This window comes from Chlorobium sp. N1 (assembly GCF_004332115.1).
GTDB lineage: Bacteria > Bacteroidota > Chlorobiia > Chlorobiales > Chlorobiaceae > Chlorobium.
Genome location: NZ_SJPA01000001.1, coordinates 188,369 through 212,654 on the forward strand (window position 1 = coordinate 188,369; position 24,286 = coordinate 212,654).

The following is a 24,286-nucleotide window of genomic DNA, read 5'->3' on the forward strand; positions in this document are numbered from 1 at the left end:
GGCGGTCAGCGAGAGAGCGTCGCCGCCTCGATGAGTTCGTTCATCCTCGAGACGAAATCCGTCGTAGAATCCAGTCCGCCCTCGAGCAGGAGCGCCCCCTCGTAGAGCTGGCGGATGGTGGTCCGGATGAGCGGGTTCCTCTCGTCGGCCATCATCATGCCGGAAAGGTTCCGGATGATGGGGTGCGAGGGGTTCACCTCGAGGATCTTCTTGCCGGCCGGCATCTCCTGCTGCATCATCTTCATCATACGCTCCATCTGGCTGTCCATGGCATCCTTGCCGCTGACGAGCGTGACGGGGGAGCTGACGAGGCGGTGCGACTCGACGACGTCCTCGATCCCCTCGCCGAGGGTTTCGCGGAAGATGGCGAGCAGCGGCGTCAGCAGGTTCTCGGCGACCGCCTCATCCCTCTCCTTCGTCCCGGAAGAGAAATCGATGTCGGCCTTCTCGATGGACTTGAGCGGCTTTTTGTCGTACTCGTGGATCGAGGGGATGACGAAAACGTCGACCGGATCGCTGAGCAGGAGCACCTCGATACCGTTGTCCTGGAAATACTCCAGGTTCGGGTTGGCGAGCAGCTGCTTCTTCTCGCCGCCGGAATGATAGTAGATCTCCTTCTGCTCCGCCCCCATGCGTCCGACGTACTCCTTCAGGGTGACGTACTCCCCCTCTGCGGTTTTGGTGCTCTCGAAGCGGAGGAGCTCGATGAGCTTCTGGCGGTTGGTGAAGTCGGTATTCAGGCCGATTTTCACGATCGGGCCGAACGCCTTGTAGAAGGTGCGGAACCGCTCGGGCTGCTCGGTTGCCATCTCCTCGAACCAGCCGAGGATCTTGCCGGTCAGGATCTGGCGGATCTTGGCCATGACGGGGCTCGACTGCACGATCTCGCGCGAAACGTTCAGCGAGAGGTCCTCGGTGTCGACCACGCCGGCGATGAAGCGGAGGTACTCCGGCAGGAGGTCGCGGCACTCGTGCTGGATCATCACCTTCTTGACGTAGAGCTGCGGGCCCTTCTGCTCAAGCTCGCCCTGGCGGTAGAGCAGCTCCATCGGAGCCTCCTTCGGAAGGAAGAGGATCGCCTTGAAGCTGACGGCGCCCTCCACCGACACATGCAGGTAGTCGAGCGGGTCGTTGAAGTCGTTGGAGATGAACTTGTAGAACTCGTTCACCTCCTCCGTCTTCAGCTCACTCTTCGGGCGCTGCCAGAGGGCGGTGATGCTGTTGAGCTGCTTCTCTCCGAGATAGATGGGGAAATCGACGAAGTTGGAGTACTTCCTGATGATGTTCTCGACGCGGTACTCCTCTGCGAACTCCTTGTGCTCCTCCTTAAAGGTGAAGGAGATCTTCGTGCCCGGCTCGTTCTTCTCGATCTTCTCGATGGTGTAGGTACCCTGGCCGGAAGAGCGCCAGCGGAGCCCTTCGGAGCCCTCCAGGGCGCTGCGGGTCTCGACCGTCACCTCGTCGGCAACCATGAAGACCGAGTAGAAACCCACGCCGAACTGGCCGATGAGGTTGCCGTCGAGCTCCTGCTTCTGCTCGCGGAGCGCCTGCATGAAACCGAGCGTACCGGATTTGGCAACGGTGCCGAGGTTGGCGATGAGCTCCTCCTCGGTCATGCCGATGCCGCTGTCCTCGATCGAGAACGCCGCCGTCTTGGAGTCGAGCGTGATGCGGATCGCCGGCTCGCCGACGGCCTTGAGCCGGCCATCATCGGAAAGGGAACCGAAACGGGCCTTCGAGAGCGCGTCGGAGGCGTTGGAGACCAGCTCGCGGAGGAAGATTTCAGGATGGGTGTAGAGGGAATGGACGATGAGGTCGAGCAGCTGCTTCATTTCAGCCTTGTACTCGAACTCCTGGACTGCGCTGTTTTTTTTGCTCATTATGGTTCGGTCGTTGATCGTGATCTGATGAAACTATTGACGTGCCGCCTTTCGATGAAGAATGAACGGTGCACGGCCATGCCGATGCCCCGCTCAGTGGCGAAGCATGAATTTAATGGAGACAGGTTAATATAGCAAGCTCCCCGGGCAGCTAGGAGCGACGAAGCTTGCGGCGGGCCGCCGCCTCGCCCTCGTAGACCCGCTTGATGCCGTCTCCCATGGCTTTTTCGATCTCCCGGGTGTTGGAGACGAGCCGTTCGAGCCCGCCCATCTCGACGGAGGCCGCCTGGTCGGATCCCCACATGGCACGGTCGAGCGTGACATGGCGTTCGATGAAGGTCGCGCCGAGCGCGACTGCCGCCCAGGTGGTTGCAAGTCCCGTCTCATGGCCCGAATAGCCGATCGGCACCTCCGGATAGAGCGCCTTCAGGCTCTCGATCATCCTCAGGTTGAGCTCCTCGACCGGACAGGGGTAGGTGGAGTTGGTATGGGCGATGAGGAGGTTCTCCCGGCCGAGGGCGGCGATGGCGGTCTCGATCTCCTCCATCGTCGACATGCCGGTGGAGACGATGAGGGGCCGGCCGGTGTCCCGGGTTTTCTTCAGAAGCGGAAGGTCGGTGAGCGAGGCCGATGCCGCCTTGTAGCACGGAGGCTCGAACGCCTCCATGAAGTCGACGGCCTCCTCGTCCCAGCAGGAGGCGAACCAGAGGATCCCCTGCTCGCGGCAGAAACGGTCGATCTCCCGGTACTCCTCCACGCCGAACTCGACCCGGTAGCGGTAGTCGATGTAGCTCATCCGGCCCCAGGGCGTGTCGCGCTCGATGTCGCGCTGGCTCTCCGGCACGCAGAGGTCCGGAGTGCGTTTCTGGAACTTCACCGCGTCGCAGCCGGCCTCGGCCGCCCCTTCGATGAGCTTCTTGGCCGTCTCGAGCGAGCCGTTGTGGTTGATGCCGATCTCGGCGATGATGAAGACCCGGTGGCCGTCGCCGACCTCCCTGCCGCCTATGTTGACTGACTGCATTGGTTCTATGTATCTATCTGTAAAACAGTGAAAAATGCCTTTCCAACGGCCGCCCTAGAGGCTTCCGAGGCGGATGAGCCACTCTGCGAAATCCCTGAACGCTCCGTGCCCCCCGGCCGACGGCGCACGGTAATGGACGAGAGGCTCGACGAACTCGGTCGCATCGGCCGGGCATGCCACGAGGCCTTCCGGGCCGATCGCCTCCATGATCTCCACATCGTTGACGTCGTCTCCGATATAGGCCAGCTCCGAGAGCTGCAGACCACTCTGTTCGAGCACCTCTTCGAGCATCGAGCGCTTGTCCTTCACGCCGAGGTAGAGACGGCTCATGCCGAGTTTTTCGGCGCGCTTGCGAAGACTCGGCGAGGTCTCGCCGGTCATGACCGCGGTATCGATGCCGTGCATGCGCAGCCGTTCTACGCCCATCCCGTCGCGGATGGAGTAGCGCTTCATCGCCTCTCCCGCTTCGGAATAGTAGACGCCGTTGTCGGTGAAGACGCCATCGTTGTCGGAAATGACGAGACGGATTGCGGCGGCACGTGAGGCAAGCGTGGCGAACGGCAGTGAGAGCATGCGATGACGGGTATGGTTGCCCTGCGCCGGCCGGACCACAGCAAAAGGAGCGGACGCGGAACAGGGAGAAAGAGTATGCTGCGGCAGAATATAGGAACATTTTCCTCATTTTCAGAGCGGCGAAAAAAATACGCACCGCCACACTATCCACAAGTTGTCAACATTCCATGCACATCCGAACGCCGTGTTGTCCACAGGCGGCAGAGAACTACGCCAGAACGAAAAAACCGGGCACGGAAACAGCAAACCGCTACCCCAAAACAACTTAGCGGAATACACGGCCTTAACAGCGAAAGGCCGCATCCCCTTCCGAAGGGGCTCATCATGGGATGCGTCAAAGTTGTCAACACCGGCAAAACGCAGACGGGGACGGCCGAAGGGGGATCGGGAGCCCTGAAAACGCCAGAAATGCCTCCTCCTTAGGGAGTACGCCACGAGAGACAGGATAGCGTAATCACCGGAACCTCGGCTCCCGACGCGGCGGATGCGAACCGGGGCTCTCAGCGGCAACTATTCGGCAAGCAGCACCCTGCGGCATGCCTGGAGCTCCTTGCGGCGTTTGGCGGTCGGCTCCGGGTAGCGGAGATCGAGCCCCCGGAAGAGCTCGAGAAGGATCGAGGATACGATGAGCCGGGCGTTGCGCTTGTCGTCGGCGGGAACGATGTACCAGGGGGCGTGCTTCGTGCTCGTCGCCGAGAGGCATGCGGTGTAGGCCGCCATGTAGTCGTCCCAGTATCGGCGCTCCTCGATGTCGTCCATGCTGAACTTCCAGTTCTTCTCCTCCGTGTCGATCCGCTTCAGGAACCGGCGTCGCTGCTCCTCCTTCGAAAGGTGGAGAAAGAACTTGACGCAGCGGGTGGCGTTCAGGTCAAGATGGCGCTCCATGTCGTTGATCGAACGGTAACGGTGCTCCCATACCGTCTCCTTGCGGTGATGGCCGTCGGCGATCCCCTCGCTTTCGAGGATTTCGGGATGGACGCGCACGATCAGCACCTCTTCGTAGTACGAACGGTTGAAGATGCCGATGCGCCCGCGCTCCGGCAGGACGCAGCCGGTACGCCAGAGGAAATCGTGGGCATGCTCTTCCGGCGAGGGGTGCTGGAAACTGTGGACCTGGCACCCCTGCGGATTGACGCCGGTCATGACATGGCGGATGCAGCTGTCCTTGCCGGCCGCGTCCATGGCCTGGAAGACCAGGAGCACGGCATAGCGGTTGTCGGCGTAATGCACCGCCTGCAGCTCGCTGAGCAGCGACACGTGGCTCGCAAGAAGCTCCCTGTAGTGCTTTTTGGAGCTGTAGAAGGGGTCGACGAGGGTCGGACGGGAGGAGAGGTCCACAGGCTCTCCCGGAGCCGCGAGAAACCTCGAGGTATCGATCCGGCTTTCCATCAGCAATCCTCCTTATGGTTCGACTGTTGAGTACGGCGGGGGCCACAGCGGCAATATACAACAAGGAAGGGACCCCTTCATCCCTCCGCCCCAAACGGCAGAACGGCAGGGGAACCGAAATCCCCCTGCCGTCCACACTGCAGCGTACCTGCCCCGGAAGGGCCTTCAGCCCGTCAGTTTACGGGTGCATACACCTTGTTGTAGTTCTCGATGGCATGCAGGATGCTCTCACGGGCGATTTCTGCGTTCTGGAACTGCTCGACGAGCACGGTCTTGTTCTCGAGCGACTTGTACTCCTCGAAGAAGTGCTGCAGCTCGGACTTGAGATGCGGTGAGAGCTGGTCGATGTCGTGGATGTTGCTCATGCTCATGTCGTCTTCGGCCACGGCGATGATCTTGTCGTCGCCTTCCCCATGGTCGATCATGCGCATCACGCCGATGACGCGGGCACGGACCAGGCACATCGGCACGATCTGGCACTGCGATACCACCACGATATCGAGCGGATCGTGGTCGTCGCCGAGCGTCCTGGGAATGAAACCGTAATTGGCGGGATAGAACACGGAGGAGAAGAGCACCCGGTCAAGCATCAGCATGCCGGTTTTCTTGTGGAGCTCGTACTTGGTCTTGCTGCCCTGAGAGATCTCGATGATCGCGTTGACAACCGAAGGGCTGTCCTCTCCTACCTCAACATGGTGCCAGGGATTGAAATTCATGAGCGTCAGAATCGTTAAATGTAATTGAAGCCTGCAATGAAAAATGCTGTGCTAGTATAGCATTTTTTTTCAAACCGCCATACCCTCCAACGATTTAGGGCGGAATCCCCGGCTATGCGCCCCCGGTGCCGTCCGCCTGCACGCGGAACCGGGGCTCGCGGTACTCTTTCGGCAGATGCTCCGGTGCGATCGTCGACGCGTTGCCGTCGCGCAGTGCTCCGTAGTGCGGAGAGAGGATCTCGATGCCGGCCTCCTGAAAGCAGTCCTGGATGTTCTGGTAGAGTTCCGAATAGATCGAGGCCATGCTGTGCGGCCGGTCGGTATAGGCGTTGACCTCGTAGTGGACGTAGAAGTCGTCGAGCGCGGTCTGCAGCACGAACGGCGCCGGCTCGGCAAGCAGCCCCCCGGTCTTCCGGGCGGCAAGGATGAGGGTTTCATGAATCCGGCGCCACGCAACGTCGTAGCCGAGCGTCACGGTGGCATGCAGAATCAGCCCGCCCCCGTGCGATTCGCCGCTGTAGTTGATGATGTGGCTTCCCATCACCATGCCGTTGGGTATGGTGATCTCCTCGTTCTTGATGGTGCGCACCCGCGTGACGAGCAGCCCCTTTTCGACCACGTCGCCGACCGTATCGGCGATCCTGACCCGGTCCCCCACCCTGAAGGCGCCCGTATAGGTGAGGACGACGCCGGAGACGACGTTGGCGACCACCGAGGTCGAGCCGAGCGAGAAAAGGAGGCCGATGAAGACCGAGATACCCTGGAACGCCGGCGAGGACGATCCCGGCAGATATGGGAACGCGAGCACCAGGGCCAGGGCGATGACGAGGAACCGGACCAGCTGGTAGGTCGGCACGGCCCACTCCGCCTTGAAGCGGGCGATGGTGATCGTCCCCTTTTCGACCTCCCCGAACAGGAAGCGGATCAGCCTCAGCCCGTAGCGGGTGCCGACGACGATGACGACGAGGATGAAGAGGCTCGGAAGATACTCCGTAAAGCCGCTCCATGCATGCTCGATGCTGAGGAAAAACGAACCCAGCGCGCTCTGCACGGTGCCGCGCGTCTGCGGAAAGATGCTGAACAGGCCGGTCAGGTAGACGAAGGCGAGCAGCGCGTTGAGGCCGAAGCGCACATAGCGGCTGAGTCCGAGCAGGAACAGGGTAAGCTGCGAGGAGGTGAACACCTGCACTTTCTGGATGGAAAACCCCTTCAGCCGGCGGTCCTCTTCGCTGCGGATCACGGCCTCGAGCCTTCCGAACCCGCCCTTGAGCCAGCCCGTCACCCGAAGGAGCAGGAGGCTCTCCAGGCCCACAAGGGCGACGTTCAGGACGAACTCCACGGCAGGAAGGACGATGAAGCACCGAAGCACCAGGAAACTCTCCTCGATGAAACGCGCGATGGAGGGATGCGTGCCGAGGATATGCCAGCCGGCAACGGCCGCCGAGACGATGAGGGCCACACGCACGGCCGTGGAGAAGCCCTGCGTTAGCGGGGTATGCTCCTTGAGCTTCAGGCGGATGGCGACGAGTCGGAAGAGCGGGGTGCGCTCGAGGAGCGCGGCGAGGAATGCGGCAATGCGGCCGGCAAGCAGCAGGGTGAACAGGACGACGGCAACGGCCGCCGCAAGGGTCGCCCAGAGGGAGTCAGGGACGGCACGGAAAAACTCAAGAGGATCCATCTGAACAGGGGCGGTGAATAAGGGTAGAATGAGAACTGTTTCCGGAAGATACATCCTTGATGCAGGTAATACACCGGAATTTATGCAGAAGTCCCCGCAGGCCCGCCATGAGGGAATTCTTTTTTTGCACGCCGTCTTCGTATCTTCACGCCACCCGAACAATACAACAGACGCCCGAAGAAACGGATCGCACGCCCATGGATTTACAGAAAGAGATCTCGAAACGCAGGACCTTCGCCATCATCAGCCACCCCGACGCGGGCAAGACGACCCTGACCGAAAAGTTCCTGCTCTTCGGAGGGGCCATCCAGACGGCGGGAGCCGTCAAAAGCAACAAGATCCGCAAGAGCGCGACGAGCGACTTCATGGAGATCGAAAAACAGCGCGGCATCTCGGTGGCGACCTCCGTCATGGGGTTCGAGTACGAGGGCAAGCGCATCAACATCCTCGACACGCCGGGCCACAAGGACTTCGCCGAAGACACCTACCGCACGCTGACGGCCGTCGACAGCGTCATCCTCGTCATCGACTGCGTCAAGGGCGTCGAGGAACAGACCGAGCGCCTGATGGAGGTCTGCCGCATGCGCCGCACCCCGGTCATCATCTTCATCAACAAGCTCGACCGCGAAGGACGCGATCCGTTCGAACTGCTCGACGAACTCGAAGAGAAACTCTCGATCAGCGTCCGCCCCCTGAGCTGGCCCATCGGCCAGGGCCAGTCGTTCAAGGGCGTCTACAACCTCTACGGCAAGAACCTCAACCTGTTCGAGTCGAACGCCAGCCGCGTGACGGAAAGCTTCGTCAGCCTCCGCGACCTCGAAGATCCGGAACTCGAGCGCTGGATTCCCGACAGCTTCGCCCGGAAGCTCCGCGACGACGTCTCCCTCATCGAAGGCGTCTACGAACCCTTCGACAGGGAACTCTACCGCGACGGGCTCCTTGCGCCGGTGTTCTTCGGCAGCGCCATCAACAACTTCGGCATCCGCGAGCTGCTCGAGACCTTCATCGAGATCGCGCCGAGCCCCGATAAACGCGATGCGGCGGAGCGGACCGTCCAGGCGGCAGAGGAGGCCATGACGGGCTTCGTCTTCAAGATCCACGCCAACCTCGACCCGAACCACCGCGACCGTACGGCCTTCTTCAAGATCTGCTCGGGCCGCTTCGAACGCAACCGCTTCTACACCCACACCCGGTTGCAGAAAAAGGTCCGCTTCTCGAGCCCGACGCACTTCATGGCCAACGAAAAAAGCATTATCGACGACGCATGGCCGGGCGATGTGATCGGCCTGTACGACAACGGATCGCTGAAAATCGGCGACACCCTCACCGAAGGGGAGGAGCTGCACTTCCGCGGCATTCCGAGCTTCTCGCCGGAGATCTTCAAGGCGCTCGAGAACCGGGACCCGATGAAGCAGAAGCAGCTCGACAAGGGAATACGGCAGCTGACCGAAGAGGGGCTCGCGCAGCTTTTCACCCAGTTCGGCAACCGCAGGATCATCGGCACGGTCGGAGAGCTGCAGTTCGACGTCATCAAGTTCCGCCTGGAACACGAGTACAACGCCCAGTGCGACTTCAGTCCGCTGCGCTACCACAAGGCATTCTGGGTCACGGGAACCGACCGCGCCATGCTCGACGAGTTCCTGCGCCGCAAGGCCGGCGCGATCGCGCTCGACCGCGAGGAGCGCCCGGTCTTCCTCGCCGAAAGCGAATGGATGCTGAAGGTCGCCCGGGAAGACTACCCCGGCCTGGAATTCCACACCACCTCCGAATGCGAAACGGACGAATAGCGAGCGACACCCTGCACGTCCCGTAACGCCACACCTGCAGCAGAACGGCACAGCGGACAGAACGCCCCGGCACGCCCACGTCCACTCCGCCAAGACGCCGCCTCCGGCACGGAATTTGCCATAAAACTGTTGTCATGACGGCCGGCGCCGCCGGCGCCGGATCCACCACAACAGGACCCTGATGCACATACGAATCCATACGGCCGAAGGCAGCCGGACCTACAGCAGCATAGAAGAGATGCCGGAAGGCACCGGCAAGGGGTTTGCGGCATGGATGCTGATGGCGGGCGAGCACTTCCTGGCGATCCACGACACCGTCATCGAGATCATCGAAGGAGAAAAGGACCCATCCAGCGAAGACGGAGCGGCTACGAGCACGCCGTAAGCAGCTCCCCGACCTTCGAGGCAAGCTCCCTGACCGAAAAGGGCTTCTGGATGAAACGCACCCCACGGGCCGAAACTCCCTGGCCGTCGATGACGTCGGCCGTGTATCCCGACATGTAGAGCACCCTGATGCCGGGATGCAGTTCGGAGATCCTCGAGGCCAGCTCGCTGCCGTTCATCTTCGGAAGGATCACGTCGGTGAGGAGAAGATCGATCGAGCCGCCGTGCGAGCGCGCCAGGGAGACGGCCTCGCCGGGAGAAGGTGCGGAAAGGACGGCGAACCCCCTGGCTTCAAGCACGAAACGGCAGAGCTTGAGGATGTCCGGCTCATCCTCGACGATGAGCACCACCCGGCCATCACTGCGTCCGGGAACCTCGCACTCCGCGACGCTGCCGGAACCGGCACAGACGGAACCGTCCTCGGCCACGACGGGAAGATGGATGCTGAAGCGGCTTCCCCGGCCGGGCTCGCTCGAGACGTCGATGAACCCGCTGTTCTGCTTGACGATGCCGTAGATGGTGGAAAGCCCGAGGCCGGTCCCCTTCCCGAGCTCCTTCGTCGTGAAAAAGGGCTCGAAAATGTGGGGGAGCACCTCCGGCTCCATTCCCGAACCGGTATCCTCGACCGTAAGCACCGCATACTCCCCCGCCTTGCGCTCGCCCCTCTCCTGCGGGAATGCCCGCTCACCCAGATGAACGATCGAGCTGGAGATGGTCACGGTGCCGTTCCTGCCGATCGCGTCGCGTGCGTTCACGCAGAGGTTCGTCAGAATCTGGTCGACCTGCGAGGGATCGATCCTGATCCGGACACCCCCGGCACCGGGACGCCAGTCGAGCTCGATGTGCTCGCCGATCAGGCGGTGCAGGAGCGACATCGTATCCGCGATGGCCTGATCGAGCTCGAGCACCTTCGGGAGCACGACCTGTCGACGGGCGAAGGAGAGCAGCTGGCGGGTGAGATCGGCGGAGCGGTTGGCCGCCTTCAGGATGGAATCCAGGTGATCCCGCCCGTCCGAATCCTCAGGGGTCTCCTCGAGCAGGGCCTCGGCATGGCCGAGGATCACGGCAAGCATGTTGTTGAAATCGTGGGCGATCCCGCCGGCAAGCTTGCCGACGATCTCCATTTTCTGCGAATGCTGAAGCTGCTGGCCGAGTTTCTCGTTCTCCTCTTCCGCCCTCTTGCGGTCGGTGATGTCGACCCCGGTGCCGATGATGAAAGGCATGCCGCCGATGATCGCCCGGCGCCCGGTCATGAGGAACCAGCGGTAGTCGGGTCCGCCGCGAAGCAGCACGCGGCCCTCAGCGATATCCTCCACCCCGGTCTCGAGCACCCGCTGCATCCGCTGGACGGCTTCGGCCCGGTCGTCGGGATGGAAGGTCTCCATGGCGTTGCAACCGGCCATCTCACGGTCGCCGGAGCCCACGATGACGTCGCGCTGGAACGCATTCCATCGCACGTAGCGCCCCATGGCGTCGAGCATATAGAACGCCCCGGGAATAGACTCTATGATACTGTCGGTAATGTCATGCTCCGGAATCCGGGAGATGCCCTGAAGTTCGCCGAAGGCTCCGTGGCCCGGCTGCAGGGTACTGTCCATAATGGTGCGGCAGGAATTGTTGGGGGCAAGTCGCAACTATGCAAAATATACTTTTATTTACCCAAAACAATACGCCCACATAAAAACAGCGTATAAAAGCAGCTGAAAGGAAGGGGCCGACATGAGGAAGGACGGGAAGGGGAAAAAGAAAAAGGCGACTGCGGAACCTGCCGCAATCGCCTTTCGTGTCGGGGTGGCGGGACTCGAACCCACGACCTCTGCGTCCCGAACGCAGCACTCTACCATCTGAGCCACACCCCGATATGAGATATCCCCTGCTTCCTGTGCCCTTGGACAGATTCGAACTGCCGACCTTTAGTTCCGGAAACTACTGCTCTATCCACTGAGCTACAAGGGCCCGTCCGAGATTCACTGCACTACCTTGAATCAGGGCTTCAAAGATAACATTTTTTCATTCTTTTCAGAACAAACATTTCAGAATATTTTTTCTCACCCCTCTACGACGCCCGCGGCTTTCATGACGCCCTCGGCGGCGAGGTTGGCGCTCATGACCGCCCCTCCCATGGAGTCGTAGTAGAGCTGCTGGGAGAAGCCGCCGGCAAGGAAGAGGTTCCCGACCGGCGTCTGCTGCGTCGGCCGGTACTGCTCCATGCCCGGCAGCGGCGCATAGACCGAACGGGGGATGCGCACGACCGTCGACTTCAAAATCTTCGCTCCGGCCGAGGATGCGGGATAGCAGTCGCGCACGGACCGGTCGACCTGGGCGACGATCTCGTCGTTCATCTTCTGCATGAGCGGTGCTGCGGGGGCCACGCAGAACTCGAGGCGGCTCCCGCCCCGGAAGGGCTCGCCGCGAAGCGTATCGTAGTCCGGCGTGGTACGCGCCAGGTTGGCGTAGACGGGAATGACGCCGTCGGGACTGAAGAGCACGTTGTCGACCGGGGTGATTTCGCGGTCGTACCAGAGCTGCACGGAAATGACCGGCACCCCTTGGAGGCGGTCCAGGTCGCTGAAGAACCGGTCGTGGCGCTTCAGGGCCTCGGGCAGCACCCGGTTGAGGTTGTGGATCGGCAGGGCCGCAAGGTAGTAGTCGGCCGTCAGTATCTCGCCGTTCGTGAGCTGCACGCCCTTGATCTCCGTGCCGTCGAAGAGCAGTTCCTCGACCGAAGCGCCGGTGCGGAACTCGGCCCCCTTGCCGCGCGAATGCTCGACAAGCGGACGGTGGATGTATTCCGAGGGGGCGCCCTTCAAAAATCCCATGCGCGAGGCGTCGGGCACGCGGTAGAAGGTCTCGGTGACGTCGAGGATGATCTTGGCCGATATCTCTTCGGGCGGGATGAACTTGAGCGCCAGCGACATGGGCCGGAACATCCTGTCCATGAGATGGCTTCCGAACCGCTTCTTCTCAGCCCACTCGGCGAAGGTCAGGTGGTCCTGGGTCGGCGGATAGGCCCGCTGCTGCAGTGCGAGCGGAATGAGCGAACGGGAAAAGGCCGCCATCTGGCCGAACGTGAAATAGCCGTTGTTTATGATGGCCGGAAGCAGATGCAGCGGGCTCGGCAGGTTCCAGGTATTGAAGGTGAAGTCCTTTCCTCCCGACATCGTGTAGGTCAGCCGGTGGTCCTTCCAGAGGACCGCGTGGTAGGAACCGATCTCGCGCAGGAGGTCGTAGAGCACATCGTAGGCGCCGAAGAAGCAGTGGGTGCCGGACTCGATCCAGTCGCCCTCCTCATCCTTCCAGCTGGAGACCTTGCCGCCGAAGATATCGCGTTTTTCAAGAAGCCTGACCTCGAATCCGCGGTCGGCGAGGCGCTTTGCTGCGGTAAGGCCGGCCAGGCCGCCTCCGAGGATCAGTACCGATTTTTTTTCTCCAGTCATAATCTGTCCGATATGCTTGTTCAGAAACCGCGCTCTCCGCCTAGACCGCAGAACGGCCCTCCATGGCCCGTGAGAGGGTGGCTTCGTCGATGAATTCAAGTTCTGCGCCGACGGGGATGCCCCGGGCGATCTTGGTGACCTGGACGCCGAGAGGCTTGAGCAGGCGGCTGAGGTAGAGCGAGGTGGTCTCGCCTTCGACCGTGGGGTTGAGGGCGAGCACGATCTCGCGCACGCCGCCGGCCTCCTCCCCCCGGAGCCGCTCGAGCAGTTCGCGGATCTTGACGTCGTCGGGACCGACGCCGTCGAGCGGGGAGATCACCCCGTGCAGGACGTGGTAAAGGCCCCGGTAGTGGGCGGTCTTCTCGAAAGCCAGCACGTCGACCGGGGACTCGACGACGCAGATGAGGGTGCGGTCGCGTCCCCGTCCGCTGCAGATCGGGCAGGGATCATCCTCCCGGTCGGTGACGTTCTGGCAGACCGAACAGCGGATCACCCGTTCCTTGACGTCGACGAGCGCCGAAGCGAGCCGCTCGGCCTCCTCCCTCGGCTGCTGCAGGACGTGCATGGCCAGGCGGCGGGCGCTCTTGCGCCCGATGCCCGGAAGCCGTGAAAAGGCCTCGATCAGGGTTTCAATGGAGGATGAACCGTACTGCATGCGCCCTGGGTGGTTACTGGCCGAGGTTCTTGAGGAGGTCCTGGGGGTTGATCATCCCGCCGGCCACCTTGGAGATCTCCTCCTGGGCCATCTGGCCGGCGGCCTCGAGGGCGTTGTTCACCGCGGCGAGCACCAGGTCCTGGACCATTTCGGCGTCGTCCATGATCTCGGGATCGATCGTGAGCTCGAGCAGGCGCTGCTTGCCGTTGACCGTGACCTTCACCATCCCGCCGCCGGCCTCGCCGGAGACCGTGAGTTTTTCCAGCTGCTTCTGCACATCCTGCATCTTTTCTCCGGCCTGCTGGATCTGCTTCATCATATCGCCAAGGTTCGGCATTGCCATCTTCTCTCGTTCCCGTTTGTCTCCGTTACTGTAAAAAACTCCGGCACCCGCAGCGGGCATCGCGCCCGTCCCGGATACCGGAGACACTTTCCCTCACGTTCCCGCCATGGAAGACGGCCGTCCCCTCACTCTTTCCTGCGAAGGGCTATGTAGATCTTCTCGAGGATGTCCTCGGTCGTCAGCTTGTACTTGCGGAGCAGGTCGTCGGGCTTGCCCGATTCACCGAACTGGTCCTCGACACCGACCATCTCGATCGGAACCGGTATGTTGCGGGCGCAGACGCCGGCGACGGCGTCGCCGAGGCCGTTGTGGATCTGGTGCTCCTCGGCCGTGACGATGGCGCCGGTGTCATTGGCGGCGCGCACGATCGCCAGCGTGTCGATCGGCTTGATGGTGTGCATATTGAGGACGCGCACTCCCACGCCCTCCTTCTCGAGGATGCGGGCGGCTTCGAGCGCCTTCCAGACCATGATGCCGCAGGCGATCACGGTGACATCCTTTCCGGGATGGAGTTCGATCGACTTGCCGATCTCGAATCCGTCCTCGTCGAGGGAGAAATCGGGGACGTTCGGGCGTCCGAACCGGAGGTAGACCGGGCCTTCGTGGGCGGCGACGGCTCTCACGGCGCGCTTCGTCTCGCTGAAGTCGGCCGGCACGACGACCGTCATGCGCGGCAGGCCCCGCATGAGGCCGATGTCCTCGAGGATCTGGTGGGTGGCGCCGTCCTCGCCGAGGGTGAGCCCGGCATGCGAGGCGCAGACCTTCACGTTGAGGTTCGAGTAGCAGAGCGACTGGCGGATCTGGTCGTAGACGCGGCCGGTCGCGAAGACCGCGAAGCTGGCGGCGAAGGGGATCTTGCCGGTGGTGGCAAGGCCCGCGGCCATCGAGATCATGTTCGCCTCGGCGATGCCGGTCTGCACGAAACGCTCGGGGAATTCGTCGCGGAAATGCTGCATGTTGAGCGAACCGGTCAGGTCGGCGCAGAGCGCGACGACGGACTCGTTCTCCCTGCCTGCTTCAAGAAGGGCTTCGCCGAATCCGGCACGGGTCGCCTTGTTGCCGCGCGATGCGTATTGCCCGGCTTCGGCTCCGGTGTTATTTTCTCCCATTACTGATCGGAATAGAGTAGATTACAAAAGCTTTACCCATTTGTCCCCGCCCTGCCGGGACCGGCTGAAAAACCAAGCCCCCCATGACGAAAGTTGAATATAAGCATACAGAAATAGCGGTAAAAAAAAAACTGGGGCAAAACTTCCTCACCGACCGCAACATCACGCGCAAGATCGTCGCCCTCTCGGGTGCCGGCCCCTCAGACAGGATTCTTGAGATCGGCCCGGGATTCGGGGCGCTGACGCGCGAGATCCTCGAGGTGGCGCCCTCCTTCACGGTGGTCGAGAAGGACCGTGCGCTGGCCGCCTTCATCCGCGAAGAGTACCCGCAACTGCACCTCCTGGAGGCCGACTTCCTCGAGGTGGACCTCTTGGCGCTGGCCGCCGAAGGCCCCCTGAGGGTACTCGGCAACATCCCCTACTCCATCACCACCCCGATCCTCTTCAAGCTGCTGGAGAACCGCTCCGCCATCATGTCGGCGACCCTCATGATGCAGCACGAGGTGGCCGCGCGGCTCGTAGCCGCACCCTCGACGAAAGAGTACGGGATCCTGGCCGTGCAGCTGCAGGCCTTCTCGGAGATCCGCTACCTCTTCAAGGTCGGCCGCAAGGTGTTCCGCCCGCAGCCGAACGTCGACAGCGCCGTCATCAGCATGGTGCCCAAGGCGGAAGCGCCGGTGGACGACGCCAGAGGGTTCAGCCGCTTCGTGCGCACGGCCTTCCACCAGCGGCGCAAGACCCTCCTGAACAACCTCAGGGAGACTTACGCCCTCGATGAGGTCGGGGAAGCCACCCTGAAACTGAGGGCCGAAGCCCTCAGCGTCGAGGAACTCGTGCAGCTCTTCGGGCTTGTCCGTCCGCTCCCGGCCGGCTGAGCTGGCGCACCAAGTGCCTGAAACGACAAAGGAGGGCCGGCGCACATGCATGCCGCCAGCCCTCCCCTGCACCGGAACGGAACCGGTTGCGGCTCACTCCTCTCCGATGAACTCCTTCTCCTCCTCCTTGACGATCAGCACCGGGCACCCGGCCCTGCGCACGACCGTTTCGGCAACGCTGCCCATCAGGAGCCGGCTGAGCCCCTTCTTTCCATGGGAGCCCATGATGACGAGGTTGACGTCGAGCTCGTTCACCCGTTCGAGGATGATGTCGGCGGGGTTGCCGATGCGCACCACCCCATCGGCATTGACACCGGCGGCGCGGAGCTCGCCGAGCAGCTGCTGGAGGTCCTCTTCGGCGGCCTTTTCGAGATCCTCTTCGAGCGGCACGTAGTTGAGCGAGATGTCGACAGCCATCGGCCGGGGCTCCACCACGTTGAGGAGCATCAGCGAGGCCCCCATGCCGGAGGCGAACTCCTGGGCGTAACGCACGGCCTTCTTCGAGGCGTCCGAAAAATCAACCGGACAGAGGATGGTCTTGATCTTGAACATGGCTGGATGGGTTAGGTTGTCGGGCGGGAAGCGTGGCCGGTTTTTTCCATGAAGACGGAAAACAGGTCGATCGGGATCGGGAAGACCGTGGTGGAGTTGTTCTCCTGCGCGATGTCCTTCAGGGTCTGCAGGTACCGGAGCTGCAGGGCCGAAGGGGCGGCCGATATGACGGCGGCGGCGTCGGCCAGGCGCTGGGCGGCCTGGAACTCGCCCTCGGCGTTGATGATCTTCGAGCGGCGCTCACGCTCCGCCTCGGCCTGCTTGGCCATGGCCCGGCGCATCTCTTCGGGAAGGTCGATCTCCTTCACCTCCACCTTGCTGACCTTCACACCCCAGGGCGCGGTGTCCTTGTCGAGGATCGACTGGATGCGCTCGTTGATCTCGTCGCGCTCGGCCAGCAGGTTGTCGAGCTCCCCCTGCCCGCAGACGCTGCGCAGCGTGGTCTGGGCGAGCTGCGAGGTGGCGAAGTGGAAGTCCTCGACGTCGAGGATGGCCTTCACGGGATCAAGCACCCGGAAGTAGACCACCGCGCTCACCTTCACCGAGACGTTGTCACGGGTGATGATGTCCTGCGGCGGGACATCGAGCGTGACGGTGCGCAGGTCCACCCTGACCATCTTGTCGATGCCGGGAATGAGGATGATCATGCCGGGGCCCTTTGAGCCGAGCAGCCGGCCGAGCCGGAAAACCACGGCGCGCTCGTACTCGCGGAGGATCTTGACCGAGGAGGCCAGAAAGGCCACGAGAAGTATGAGAATCGTGAAGAGGTTCATGGAGAGCATGGATAGAGTGGGTCTGGAACAGCTGTTTGGCGGCACCCTCCGCGCCGCAGAAACCGTCTTGAGCGGTGCGCGGAGGGATGCGCACGCCATTGACATGAAAGCAACCGCTGCGTTCATGTACTCTAAAAGTAAATATGGCAGGTAAAGCGTTCCCTTCCAAGTCCCCGCAAACCCTATTTCGCCGAAGCGAGTTACGCTTTACATTAAAGAAACTTATCAGTATGTTTAGTTGTTCTCTTTCCTGTTGGCGCAGCTCTTCAGGCACCCTTGCGGCAACCGCCCCGAAGGACCACGGCACGCACCCGATGAACCATCACCATAAGCCACCATGTTTTACTTCGATCCCCTCTATCTCATATACGCACTCCCCCCGATGCTGCTCGGCCTCTGGGCCCAGTTCCGCGTCAAGGCGGCATTCAACAAATACTCGCAGGTCCGCACCCGCACCGGCATGAGCGGCGCCGAGGCGGCGCGGCGCATCCTCGAGCGCGGCGGCATCCCGCAGGTCACGGTGGAGGCTACCCGCGGCATGCTCTCCGACCATTACGACCCCCGCCACAAGGCCCTGCGCCTGAGCGAAGGGGTCTATAACGCGACGAGCGTCGCCGCCGTCGGCGTCGCGGCGCACGAGGCCGGCCACGCGCTGCAGGACAAGACCAACTATTTCCCGCTGCAGGTCCGCTCGCTCATGGTGCCGGCCGTCTCCATCGGCAGCAGTATCGGCCCGATACTCTTCATGGCGGGGCTGTTCCTTGCCGGAACCCTCGGCACGACGCTCGCCTGGGCGGGCATCATCCTCTTCGGCTCGACGGCGCTCTTCGCGCTGGTGACCCTGCCGGTCGAGATCGACGCCAGCCGCCGCGCCAAGGCGCTCCTGGTCTCGCAGGGCATCGTCTCGCCTGCCGAGATGCAGGGAGTCAGCGCGGTGCTCGACGCCGCGGCCCTCACCTACGTGGCAGCCGCAGCGCAGGCCGTCATGCAGCTCGTCTACTTCCTCTCCATCATGAACCGCCGCAACTGAACGGCACCATGAAGGAAAAAAGGGAGAGGAAGACCATCCTCATCACGGGAGCCTCGAGCGGCATCGGCGAAGCCACAGCGGTCCTGCTCAGCGAAGCGGGCTGGAACGTGGCGCTCGCGGCCCGATCCGGCGAGAAGCTCGAAGCGCTCGCCAGGCGGATCGGGACTGAACACGCGCTCGCCCTCCCGACCGACGTCTCGGACTGGCAGGCACAGGAGCGGATGGTGCGGCAAACGATCGAGCGGTTCGGCTCGATCGATGCAGTCTTCGCCAACGCGGGATTCTCGAAAGGCTCGAGCTTCTACGGCGGGTCCGACCGCCCGGACGAGTGGCGCGAGATGGTGCTCGTCAACGTGTACGGCGCCGCGGCGACCGCCCGGCTGGCGCTGCCGGAACTGGTGAAGAGCAGGGGGCACTTCCTCCTGACCGGATCGGTAGTCGGGCGCATCACCTCCATCCGCAACCTCTACTCGGCGACCAAGTGGGCCGTCACCGGCATGGCGCAGGCGATCCGCAACGAGATGGCCGGAACCGGCGTGCGCGTCACCCTCGTCGAGCCCGGAGTGGTCGACACCCCCTTCTGGGAGAGCATCCCGAAGCCCGGCACGCCGGAACTGCTGCCGGAAGACATCGCCCGCGGGGTCCGCTACGCGCTCGAGCAGCCGCCGCACGTCGACGTCAACGAACTCCTGATACGCCCCGTCGGCCAGCCGCACTAACACCAGACCATTTGCCAGCCATGCTCATCACCTTTGAGGGAATCGACGGCGCAGGAAAATCCACGCAGATCAAGAAACTCGCCTCGCACCTCAGGCACAAAGGCCGCGAGGTGCTCACCCTGCGGGAGCCGGGAGGAACGGAAGTCGCCGAGAAGATACGCCAGATCCTGCTCGAAAGCCGCAGCGACATCACCCCCGTCGGCGAACTGCTCCTCTTTTCGGCAAGCCGCGCCGAACTGGTGGCGGAAGTGGTGCGGCCGGCACTCGAGCAGGGCCAGACCGTCATACTCGACCGGTTCTTCGACTCCACCACAGCCTACCAGGGCTACGGCCGGGGGCTCGACATCGAAATGCTCCGCACCGTCATCTCGATCTCGACCGGCGCCCTCTCCCCCGACATCACCTTCTACCTCGACATCCTGCCCGAGGAGTCGCTGATCAGGAAGTTCTCGGAAAAGTCCCTGCCTCTGGCCTTCGAAAGCGAGGAGCTCGACCGCATGGAGCGTTCGGGCCTGGAATTCTACCGCAAGGTGCGCGAAGGCTACCGGAAACTCATCGAAGCCGAACCCGAGCGATTCGTGCGCATCAACGCCCGCCTCAAGGTGCAGGAAATCCACCAGGAGATCGTCAGATCCCTCAGGGAGCGCTTCGACGAGGGATCATAGCCACTCAGGCCCTTTCCTGCAGGGAACCCCTGAAGAAGGGTTGACGTTGTGTTAATTATCCAACAATCCTGCCGATTTTGGCGGGATTTTGCTTAGATTGTGTATCTGTAACGCCTCTCCTTTCCACCGTTTCCCGATACGCCGCAAGCCAATGCACGAAAGCATCCTCAAAGAGCGCCAGCTGACCACCTGCACCACCCCCATCACGCTGCAGGACATCAGGACCCTCAAGGAGCTTTACACCCTCAAGGCAGAAACGAAGGAGCTGCGCGAGCCGATCGTGCGCAACATCATCAAGCAGCGGGTCGTCGGAAGGGCCTGCGTCGAGTCGCTGAAAAACGCGCTCTACTCGCTCGAGACCATCTACATCGACGACAACACCGGCCACCGCCTGCTCCGGCTCGACGGCATGAAGCAGATCGAGGTGGACCTCACCTACGAGATCCGCGAGCTGCAGAAGGACATCTACTACCTCGAGTACGGCGAAGACAAGTTCATCGACTACCTGGCCAAGTTCATGCCGGAGTTCCGCGCCTACGTCAACAAGGGCGTGAACATGCTCAAGGGTAAGCATTTCAGCGCGTTCATCACCGACCGCGACGGCACCACCAACAACTACTGCGGACGCTACCGCTCCTCCATCCAGCCGATCTACAACTCGGTCTTCCTCTCGCGCTTCGCAAAGAACTGCTGCACGCACCCGATCATCATCACCTCGGCGCCGCTCAAGGACTTCGGCATCCTGAACGTCTCGATCAACCCGAGCCACACCTTCGTCTATGCCGGCTCCAAAGGCAGGGAGTTCATCGATCTGGACGGCGAGTTCAACAGCTTCCCGATCGAGGAGGACAAGCAGAAGCTTATCCACCGGCTCAACGACCACCTTCGGGTGATGCTCCAGGATCCCGACTTCGAGAAGTTCAACTTCATCGGTTCGGCGCTGCAGATCAAGTTCGGCCAGACCACCGTCGCACGCCAGGACATCAGCAGCTCGATCCGCGACGACGAATCCTCGGCCTTCCTCGAAAAGGTCAAGAGCATCGTGCGCGAGATCGACCCCGAGGGCAAGAACTTCCGCATCGAGGACACCGGGCTCGACATCGAGATCATCCTCACCATCGACGTCGACGAGAACGACAGCCTCATCAAGGATTTCGACAAGGGCGACGGACTGGCCTTCATCAGCCGCGAGCTCGGCCTCGAGGGAAGCAGCGGCCCGATCCTCGTCTGCGGCGACACCCCCTCCGACATCCCGATGCTGAAGGCCGCCATGGAGATGTTCGACGACGTCTGGACCATCTTCGTCACACGCGACCACGAACTCAAAAAAGAGGTCCAGGAGATCTGCCCGAAGAGCATCACGGTGCCCTATCCGGACATCCTGCTCACCATCCTCGGCCTGCTCTCTCTCTGATTTTCACTCTTTTCCGCACCATACAACCATCATACTTTACTACACGGCATGAGCACACTCTTCAAAGGCGCGATATTCGATCTGGACGGTGTCATCACGGGAACGGCCAAAGTCCACAGCCTGGCCTGGGAATCGATGTTCAACACCTTCCTCAAGCAGTACTCGGAAGACAACAGCGAACCGTTCGTCCCCTTCGATCCGCTGCACGACTACCACCGCTACGTCGACGGCAAGCCGCGCATGGAGGGGGTGAAGAGCTTCCTCGAGTCCCGCGACATCGAGCTGCCCTTCGGCGAGCTCGACGACATCCCCGAGAAGGAGACCGTCTGCGGTCTCGGCAACCGCAAGAACATCGTCTTCACCGAGATCCTCAAGCGGGAGGGACCCGAGGTCTACCAGACCTCCGTCCGGCTCATCCAGTCGCTCATCGAAAACGGCATCCGCATCGGAATCGCAAGCTCCAGCCGCAACTGCAAGCTCATCCTCGAGCTTGCGAACCTCGAACACCTCTTCGAGACCCGCGTCGACGGCGAGGTCTCAATCGAGCTCGGGCTGAAGGGCAAACCCAACCCCGACATCTTCGTCACCGCAGCCTCGAACCTCGGCCTTGAGCCGCACGAGTGCGTGGTGGTCGAGGACGCCATCTCGGGCGTGCAGGCCGGCTCGCGCGGCAACTTCGGCATGGTGCTCGGCATCGCCCGCGACATCGACGGCTCGAAGCTCCGTGAGCAGGGCGCCGACGTGGTCGTGCGCGACCTCGGCGAGATCACGATCGACGGCATCAGGGAGTGGTTTACGGAGGGCCTCCGCCACGAAAGCTGGAACCTCACCTACACGGAATTCCAGCCGAAGGAGGAGAAGCTCCGCGAAACCCTCACCGCCATCGGCAACGGCTACCTCGGCGTGCGCGGCGCCTGGGAGGGGGCGGACGCCTCCGACCACCACTACCCCGGCACCTACATCGCCGGCGTCTTCAACCGCCTCCCCTCCAAGGTCCACGGCCAGACGGTCTTCAACAACGACTTCGTCAACGCGCCGAACTGGCTCCCCGTGCGCTTCCGCATCGGCGGAGGCGAGCTCATCGACCCGATGGAGCAGAAGATCCTCAGCTACCGCCAGAACCTCGACATGGAAAGCGCCGTGATGGAACGTGAGATGGTCGTCCAGGACAACCTCGGACGGATCTCGCGCATCACGAGCCGACGCCTGGCGAGCATGGCGGACCCGCACCTCGTCGCACTCCGCTTCACCCTGCGCCCGGTCAACTACAGCGCACCGGTCGAGTTCCAGACGATGATCGACGGCACCGTCGAGAACAAAGGCGTCGCCCGCTACAGCGAACTGGCCTCCGACCACCTCGAGGAGGTCTCCGGCTCCTGCGGGAACGGCCAGATGATGCTGCACGTCCGCACCAGCGTCTCCAAGTACGACATCGTCACCGCGGCCCGCACCCGCGTGCTCTCGCACGGCAAGGAGCAGGAGACCGAGCGCACCCCGATCCGCAAGACCCGCTACGTCGGCGAGTCGTTCACGCTCGAGCTCACCCCCGACAGGAGCGCCACGATCGAGAAAACCGTCGCCATCCATACCTCGCTCGATACCGGCGCCGCTGCGCCTCCGGCGGAGGCCGCCGCGGCAACCCTCAAGGGTGCCGGCTCGTTCGACGAGCTCATGGAGGCGCACCGCGCGGCATGGGCCGCCATCTGGGAGCGTGCCGACATGCAGGTAGAGGGCGACCGGTTCAGCCAGAAGGTGCTGCGCCTGCACATCTACCACATGATGGGCACCGCCTCGCCGCACAACCCCTCGATCGACGCCGGCATGCCGGCCCGCGGCCTGAACGGAGAATCCTACCGCGGCCACATCTTCTGGGACGAGATCTTCATCCTCCCCTTCTTCAACAGCCACTTCCCGGAGATCTCCAAGGCGCTGCTCATGTACCGCTACCGCCGGCTCGCCGCAGCCAGGGAGTACGCCCGCGAGAACGGCTACAGCGGAGCCATGTTCCCCTGGCAGACCGCCGACGACGGACTGGAGGATACGCAGATCCTGCACTTCAACCCCGCCAGCGGCACCTGGGGCCCCGACCTCAGCCGCAAGCAGCGCCACGTCTCCATCGCCGTCTTCTACAATACCTGGCGCTACGTGCACGACAGCGGCGACAACGTCTTCCTCAACGCCGAAGGTGCGGAGCTGATGCTCGAGATCGCCCGCTTCTGGGCCTCCATCGCCCACAGCTCGGCTGAATCCGGCAAGTACCACATCGAGGACGTCATGGGTCCCGACGAGTTCCACGAGGCGCTTCCCGGAAGCGGACGAGAAGGGGTGAAGGACAACGCCTACACCAACATCATGACGGCCTGGCTTCTGGAAAAGGCGGTCGAGGTCACCGAGAAGATCGAAGGGCCGGCCCTCAGCGCGCTCATGGAGAAGATGCAGCTCGGCTTCGACGAGATCGAGCTCTGGCGCACCATCAGCCGCAACATGACCATTCCCGTCGACAAGAACGGCATCATCGAGCAGTTCGACGGCTACATGGGGCTCCGGGAGCTCGACTGGGCGCACTACCGCCAGAAGTACCCGAACATCCACCGCATGGACCGCATCCTCAAGGCGGAGGGCGACAGCCCGGACAACTACAAGGTCGCCAAGCAGCCCGACGTGCTGATGACCTTCTACACCCTGCCTCCCGCCGAAGTCGCCCGCATCATCGAAGAGAACGGCTACGGCCACGTGGACCCGGCCGTGCTCGTGCGCGAGAACTACGACTACTACGAACCCCGCACCAGCCACGGCTCGACCCTCAGCAAGGTGGTCCACTGCATCATCTCCGGCTACCTCGAAGGTGGCGACGAGACCGCATGGAACTGGTTCAGCGAAGCGCTGAAGAGCGACATCCGCGACACCCAGGGCGGCACCACCCAGGAGGGCATCCACTGCGGCGTCATGGCCGGGACGCTCGATACCGTCACCCGCTTCTTCGCCGGCATCTCCTTCGACGGCGAACGGCTCGAGGTAACGCCCAACCTTCCGGCGCGCTGGAAAAAGCTCTCGATGAAGGTCGCCTTCCGCGGCAGCCTCTACGCGGTGGAGATCGAGCGGTCGAAAACCACCCTCACCCTCATCGACTCCCCCGCGGGCGAAGCCGCAGCCGCCATCAACGGCAGAGAGGTCACCCTCACGCAGGGCAAGCCCTGCAGGGAGAGCTAAGGGAAACGTCGCAAAACCGGGGCCGACTCCATGAGCTGCCCCGGTTTTGTATTTTTGGCGTCAAACCCCTATTATG

General features: G+C 62.5%; 21 protein-coding genes and 2 tRNA genes. 8 read left to right on the forward strand and 15 right to left on the reverse strand.

Annotated features, from left to right (window positions below; all coding sequences use genetic code 11):
- Window positions 1-5: 5 nt before the first annotated feature.
- The 6 genes from htpG to E0L29_RS00835 all read right to left on the reverse strand — a co-directional run bounded on the left by htpG (window position 6) and on the right by E0L29_RS00835 (window position 7,257).
- Window positions 6-1,880 carry a molecular chaperone HtpG gene (htpG, locus tag E0L29_RS00810; protein WP_131353572.1) on the reverse strand — a complete coding sequence of 625 codons (1,875 nt, stop codon included), beginning with the start codon at window positions 1,878-1,880 and terminating at the stop codon, window positions 6-8.
- A 151-nt stretch (window positions 1,881-2,031) separates the two neighbouring features.
- On the reverse strand, window positions 2,032-2,901 hold the full coding sequence (locus E0L29_RS00815) for an N-acetylneuraminate synthase family protein (RefSeq protein ID WP_131353574.1): 870 nt from the start codon (window positions 2,899-2,901) through the stop codon (window positions 2,032-2,034).
- Between the two features lie 54 nt (window positions 2,902-2,955).
- Complete coding sequence (locus tag E0L29_RS00820) at window positions 2,956-3,474, reverse strand: HAD-IIIA family hydrolase (protein ID WP_131353576.1); 519 nt, start codon at window positions 3,472-3,474, stop codon at window positions 2,956-2,958.
- Between the two features lie 510 nt (window positions 3,475-3,984).
- The gene (locus tag E0L29_RS00825; protein WP_131353578.1) at window positions 3,985-4,863 is read right to left on the reverse strand and encodes an ADP-polyphosphate phosphotransferase; all 879 of its coding nucleotides are present in this window, start codon (window positions 4,861-4,863) and stop codon (window positions 3,985-3,987) included.
- Between the two features lie 173 nt (window positions 4,864-5,036).
- Window positions 5,037-5,579 (reverse strand): inorganic diphosphatase, encoded by a 543-nt coding sequence (locus E0L29_RS00830; RefSeq protein ID WP_131353580.1) that lies wholly within the window; start codon window positions 5,577-5,579, stop codon window positions 5,037-5,039.
- A gap of 112 nt (window positions 5,580-5,691) precedes the next feature.
- The gene (locus tag E0L29_RS00835) at window positions 5,692-7,257 is read right to left on the reverse strand and encodes a mechanosensitive ion channel domain-containing protein (RefSeq protein WP_165498788.1); all 1,566 of its coding nucleotides are present in this window, start codon (window positions 7,255-7,257) and stop codon (window positions 5,692-5,694) included.
- Window positions 7,258-7,454: 197 nt separating this feature from the next.
- On the opposite strand from E0L29_RS00835, the gene E0L29_RS00840 reads away from it, so the two are divergent.
- Together E0L29_RS00840 and E0L29_RS00845 are read left to right on the forward strand one after the other, a co-directional pair.
- The gene (locus E0L29_RS00840) at window positions 7,455-9,044 is read left to right on the forward strand and encodes a peptide chain release factor 3 (RefSeq protein ID WP_131353584.1); all 1,590 of its coding nucleotides are present in this window, start codon (window positions 7,455-7,457) and stop codon (window positions 9,042-9,044) included.
- A 181-nt stretch (window positions 9,045-9,225) separates the two neighbouring features.
- Window positions 9,226-9,429, forward strand: coding sequence for a hypothetical protein (locus tag E0L29_RS00845; RefSeq protein WP_131353586.1), 204 nt, complete (start codon window positions 9,226-9,228; stop codon window positions 9,427-9,429).
- Here the strand turns inward: E0L29_RS00845 and E0L29_RS00850 are convergent.
- The 7 genes from E0L29_RS00850 to E0L29_RS00880 all read right to left on the reverse strand — a co-directional run bounded on the left by E0L29_RS00850 (window position 9,413) and on the right by E0L29_RS00880 (window position 14,972).
- Window positions 9,413-11,026 (reverse strand): ATP-binding protein, encoded by a 1,614-nt coding sequence (locus tag E0L29_RS00850; protein WP_131353588.1) that lies wholly within the window; start codon window positions 11,024-11,026, stop codon window positions 9,413-9,415. The genes E0L29_RS00845 and E0L29_RS00850 overlap by 17 nt on opposite strands.
- Before the next feature lie 188 nt (window positions 11,027-11,214).
- A tRNA-Pro gene (locus tag E0L29_RS00855) sits at window positions 11,215-11,287 on the reverse strand.
- Window positions 11,288-11,311: 24 nt separating this feature from the next.
- A tRNA-Arg gene (locus E0L29_RS00860) sits at window positions 11,312-11,384 on the reverse strand.
- A gap of 92 nt (window positions 11,385-11,476) precedes the next feature.
- Window positions 11,477-12,865: an FAD-dependent oxidoreductase gene (locus tag E0L29_RS00865; protein ID WP_131353590.1), complete on the reverse strand. Its 1,389-nt coding sequence runs from the start codon at window positions 12,863-12,865 to the stop codon at window positions 11,477-11,479.
- A gap of 40 nt (window positions 12,866-12,905) precedes the next feature.
- Window positions 12,906-13,520: a recombination mediator RecR gene (recR, locus tag E0L29_RS00870; RefSeq protein WP_131353592.1), complete on the reverse strand. Its 615-nt coding sequence runs from the start codon at window positions 13,518-13,520 to the stop codon at window positions 12,906-12,908.
- A gap of 13 nt (window positions 13,521-13,533) precedes the next feature.
- A complete protein-coding gene (locus E0L29_RS00875; protein ID WP_131353594.1) occupies window positions 13,534-13,863 on the reverse strand; it encodes a YbaB/EbfC family nucleoid-associated protein in 330 nt (109 codons plus the stop codon).
- A 125-nt stretch (window positions 13,864-13,988) separates the two neighbouring features.
- Window positions 13,989-14,972, reverse strand: a complete 984-nt coding sequence (locus tag E0L29_RS00880; protein WP_131353595.1) for a transketolase family protein — start codon at window positions 14,970-14,972, stop codon at window positions 13,989-13,991.
- An 83-nt stretch (window positions 14,973-15,055) separates the two neighbouring features.
- On the opposite strand from E0L29_RS00880, the gene rsmA reads away from it, so the two are divergent.
- Window positions 15,056-15,847 carry a 16S rRNA (adenine(1518)-N(6)/adenine(1519)-N(6))-dimethyltransferase RsmA gene (gene rsmA / locus E0L29_RS00885; protein ID WP_131353597.1) on the forward strand — a complete coding sequence of 264 codons (792 nt, stop codon included), beginning with the start codon at window positions 15,056-15,058 and terminating at the stop codon, window positions 15,845-15,847.
- A 93-nt stretch (window positions 15,848-15,940) separates the two neighbouring features.
- On the opposite strand, the gene E0L29_RS00890 is transcribed toward rsmA, so the two are convergent.
- A complete protein-coding gene (locus E0L29_RS00890) occupies window positions 15,941-16,399 on the reverse strand; it encodes a universal stress protein (protein WP_131353599.1) in 459 nt (152 codons plus the stop codon).
- An 11-nt stretch (window positions 16,400-16,410) separates the two neighbouring features.
- The gene (locus E0L29_RS00895; RefSeq protein ID WP_131353601.1) at window positions 16,411-17,181 is read right to left on the reverse strand and encodes a slipin family protein; all 771 of its coding nucleotides are present in this window, start codon (window positions 17,179-17,181) and stop codon (window positions 16,411-16,413) included.
- A 328-nt stretch (window positions 17,182-17,509) separates the two neighbouring features.
- On the opposite strand from E0L29_RS00895, the gene E0L29_RS00900 reads away from it, so the two are divergent.
- The 5 genes from E0L29_RS00900 (at window position 17,510) to E0L29_RS00920 (ending at window position 24,210) form a co-directional block, all read left to right on the forward strand.
- Complete coding sequence (locus E0L29_RS00900) at window positions 17,510-18,202, forward strand: zinc metallopeptidase (protein WP_131353603.1); 693 nt, start codon at window positions 17,510-17,512, stop codon at window positions 18,200-18,202.
- Between the two features lie 8 nt (window positions 18,203-18,210).
- The gene (locus tag E0L29_RS00905; protein WP_131353605.1) at window positions 18,211-18,921 is read left to right on the forward strand and encodes an SDR family oxidoreductase; all 711 of its coding nucleotides are present in this window, start codon (window positions 18,211-18,213) and stop codon (window positions 18,919-18,921) included.
- A 20-nt stretch (window positions 18,922-18,941) separates the two neighbouring features.
- The gene (gene tmk / locus E0L29_RS00910) at window positions 18,942-19,586 is read left to right on the forward strand and encodes a dTMP kinase (RefSeq protein WP_131353607.1); all 645 of its coding nucleotides are present in this window, start codon (window positions 18,942-18,944) and stop codon (window positions 19,584-19,586) included.
- Between the two features lie 151 nt (window positions 19,587-19,737).
- Window positions 19,738-21,000 (forward strand): trehalose 6-phosphate synthase, encoded by a 1,263-nt coding sequence (locus E0L29_RS00915; protein ID WP_131353609.1) that lies wholly within the window; start codon window positions 19,738-19,740, stop codon window positions 20,998-21,000.
- Between the two features lie 48 nt (window positions 21,001-21,048).
- Window positions 21,049-24,210: a beta-phosphoglucomutase family hydrolase gene (locus E0L29_RS00920; protein ID WP_131353611.1), complete on the forward strand. Its 3,162-nt coding sequence runs from the start codon at window positions 21,049-21,051 to the stop codon at window positions 24,208-24,210.
- The last annotated feature ends 76 nt before the right edge of the window (window positions 24,211-24,286 follow it).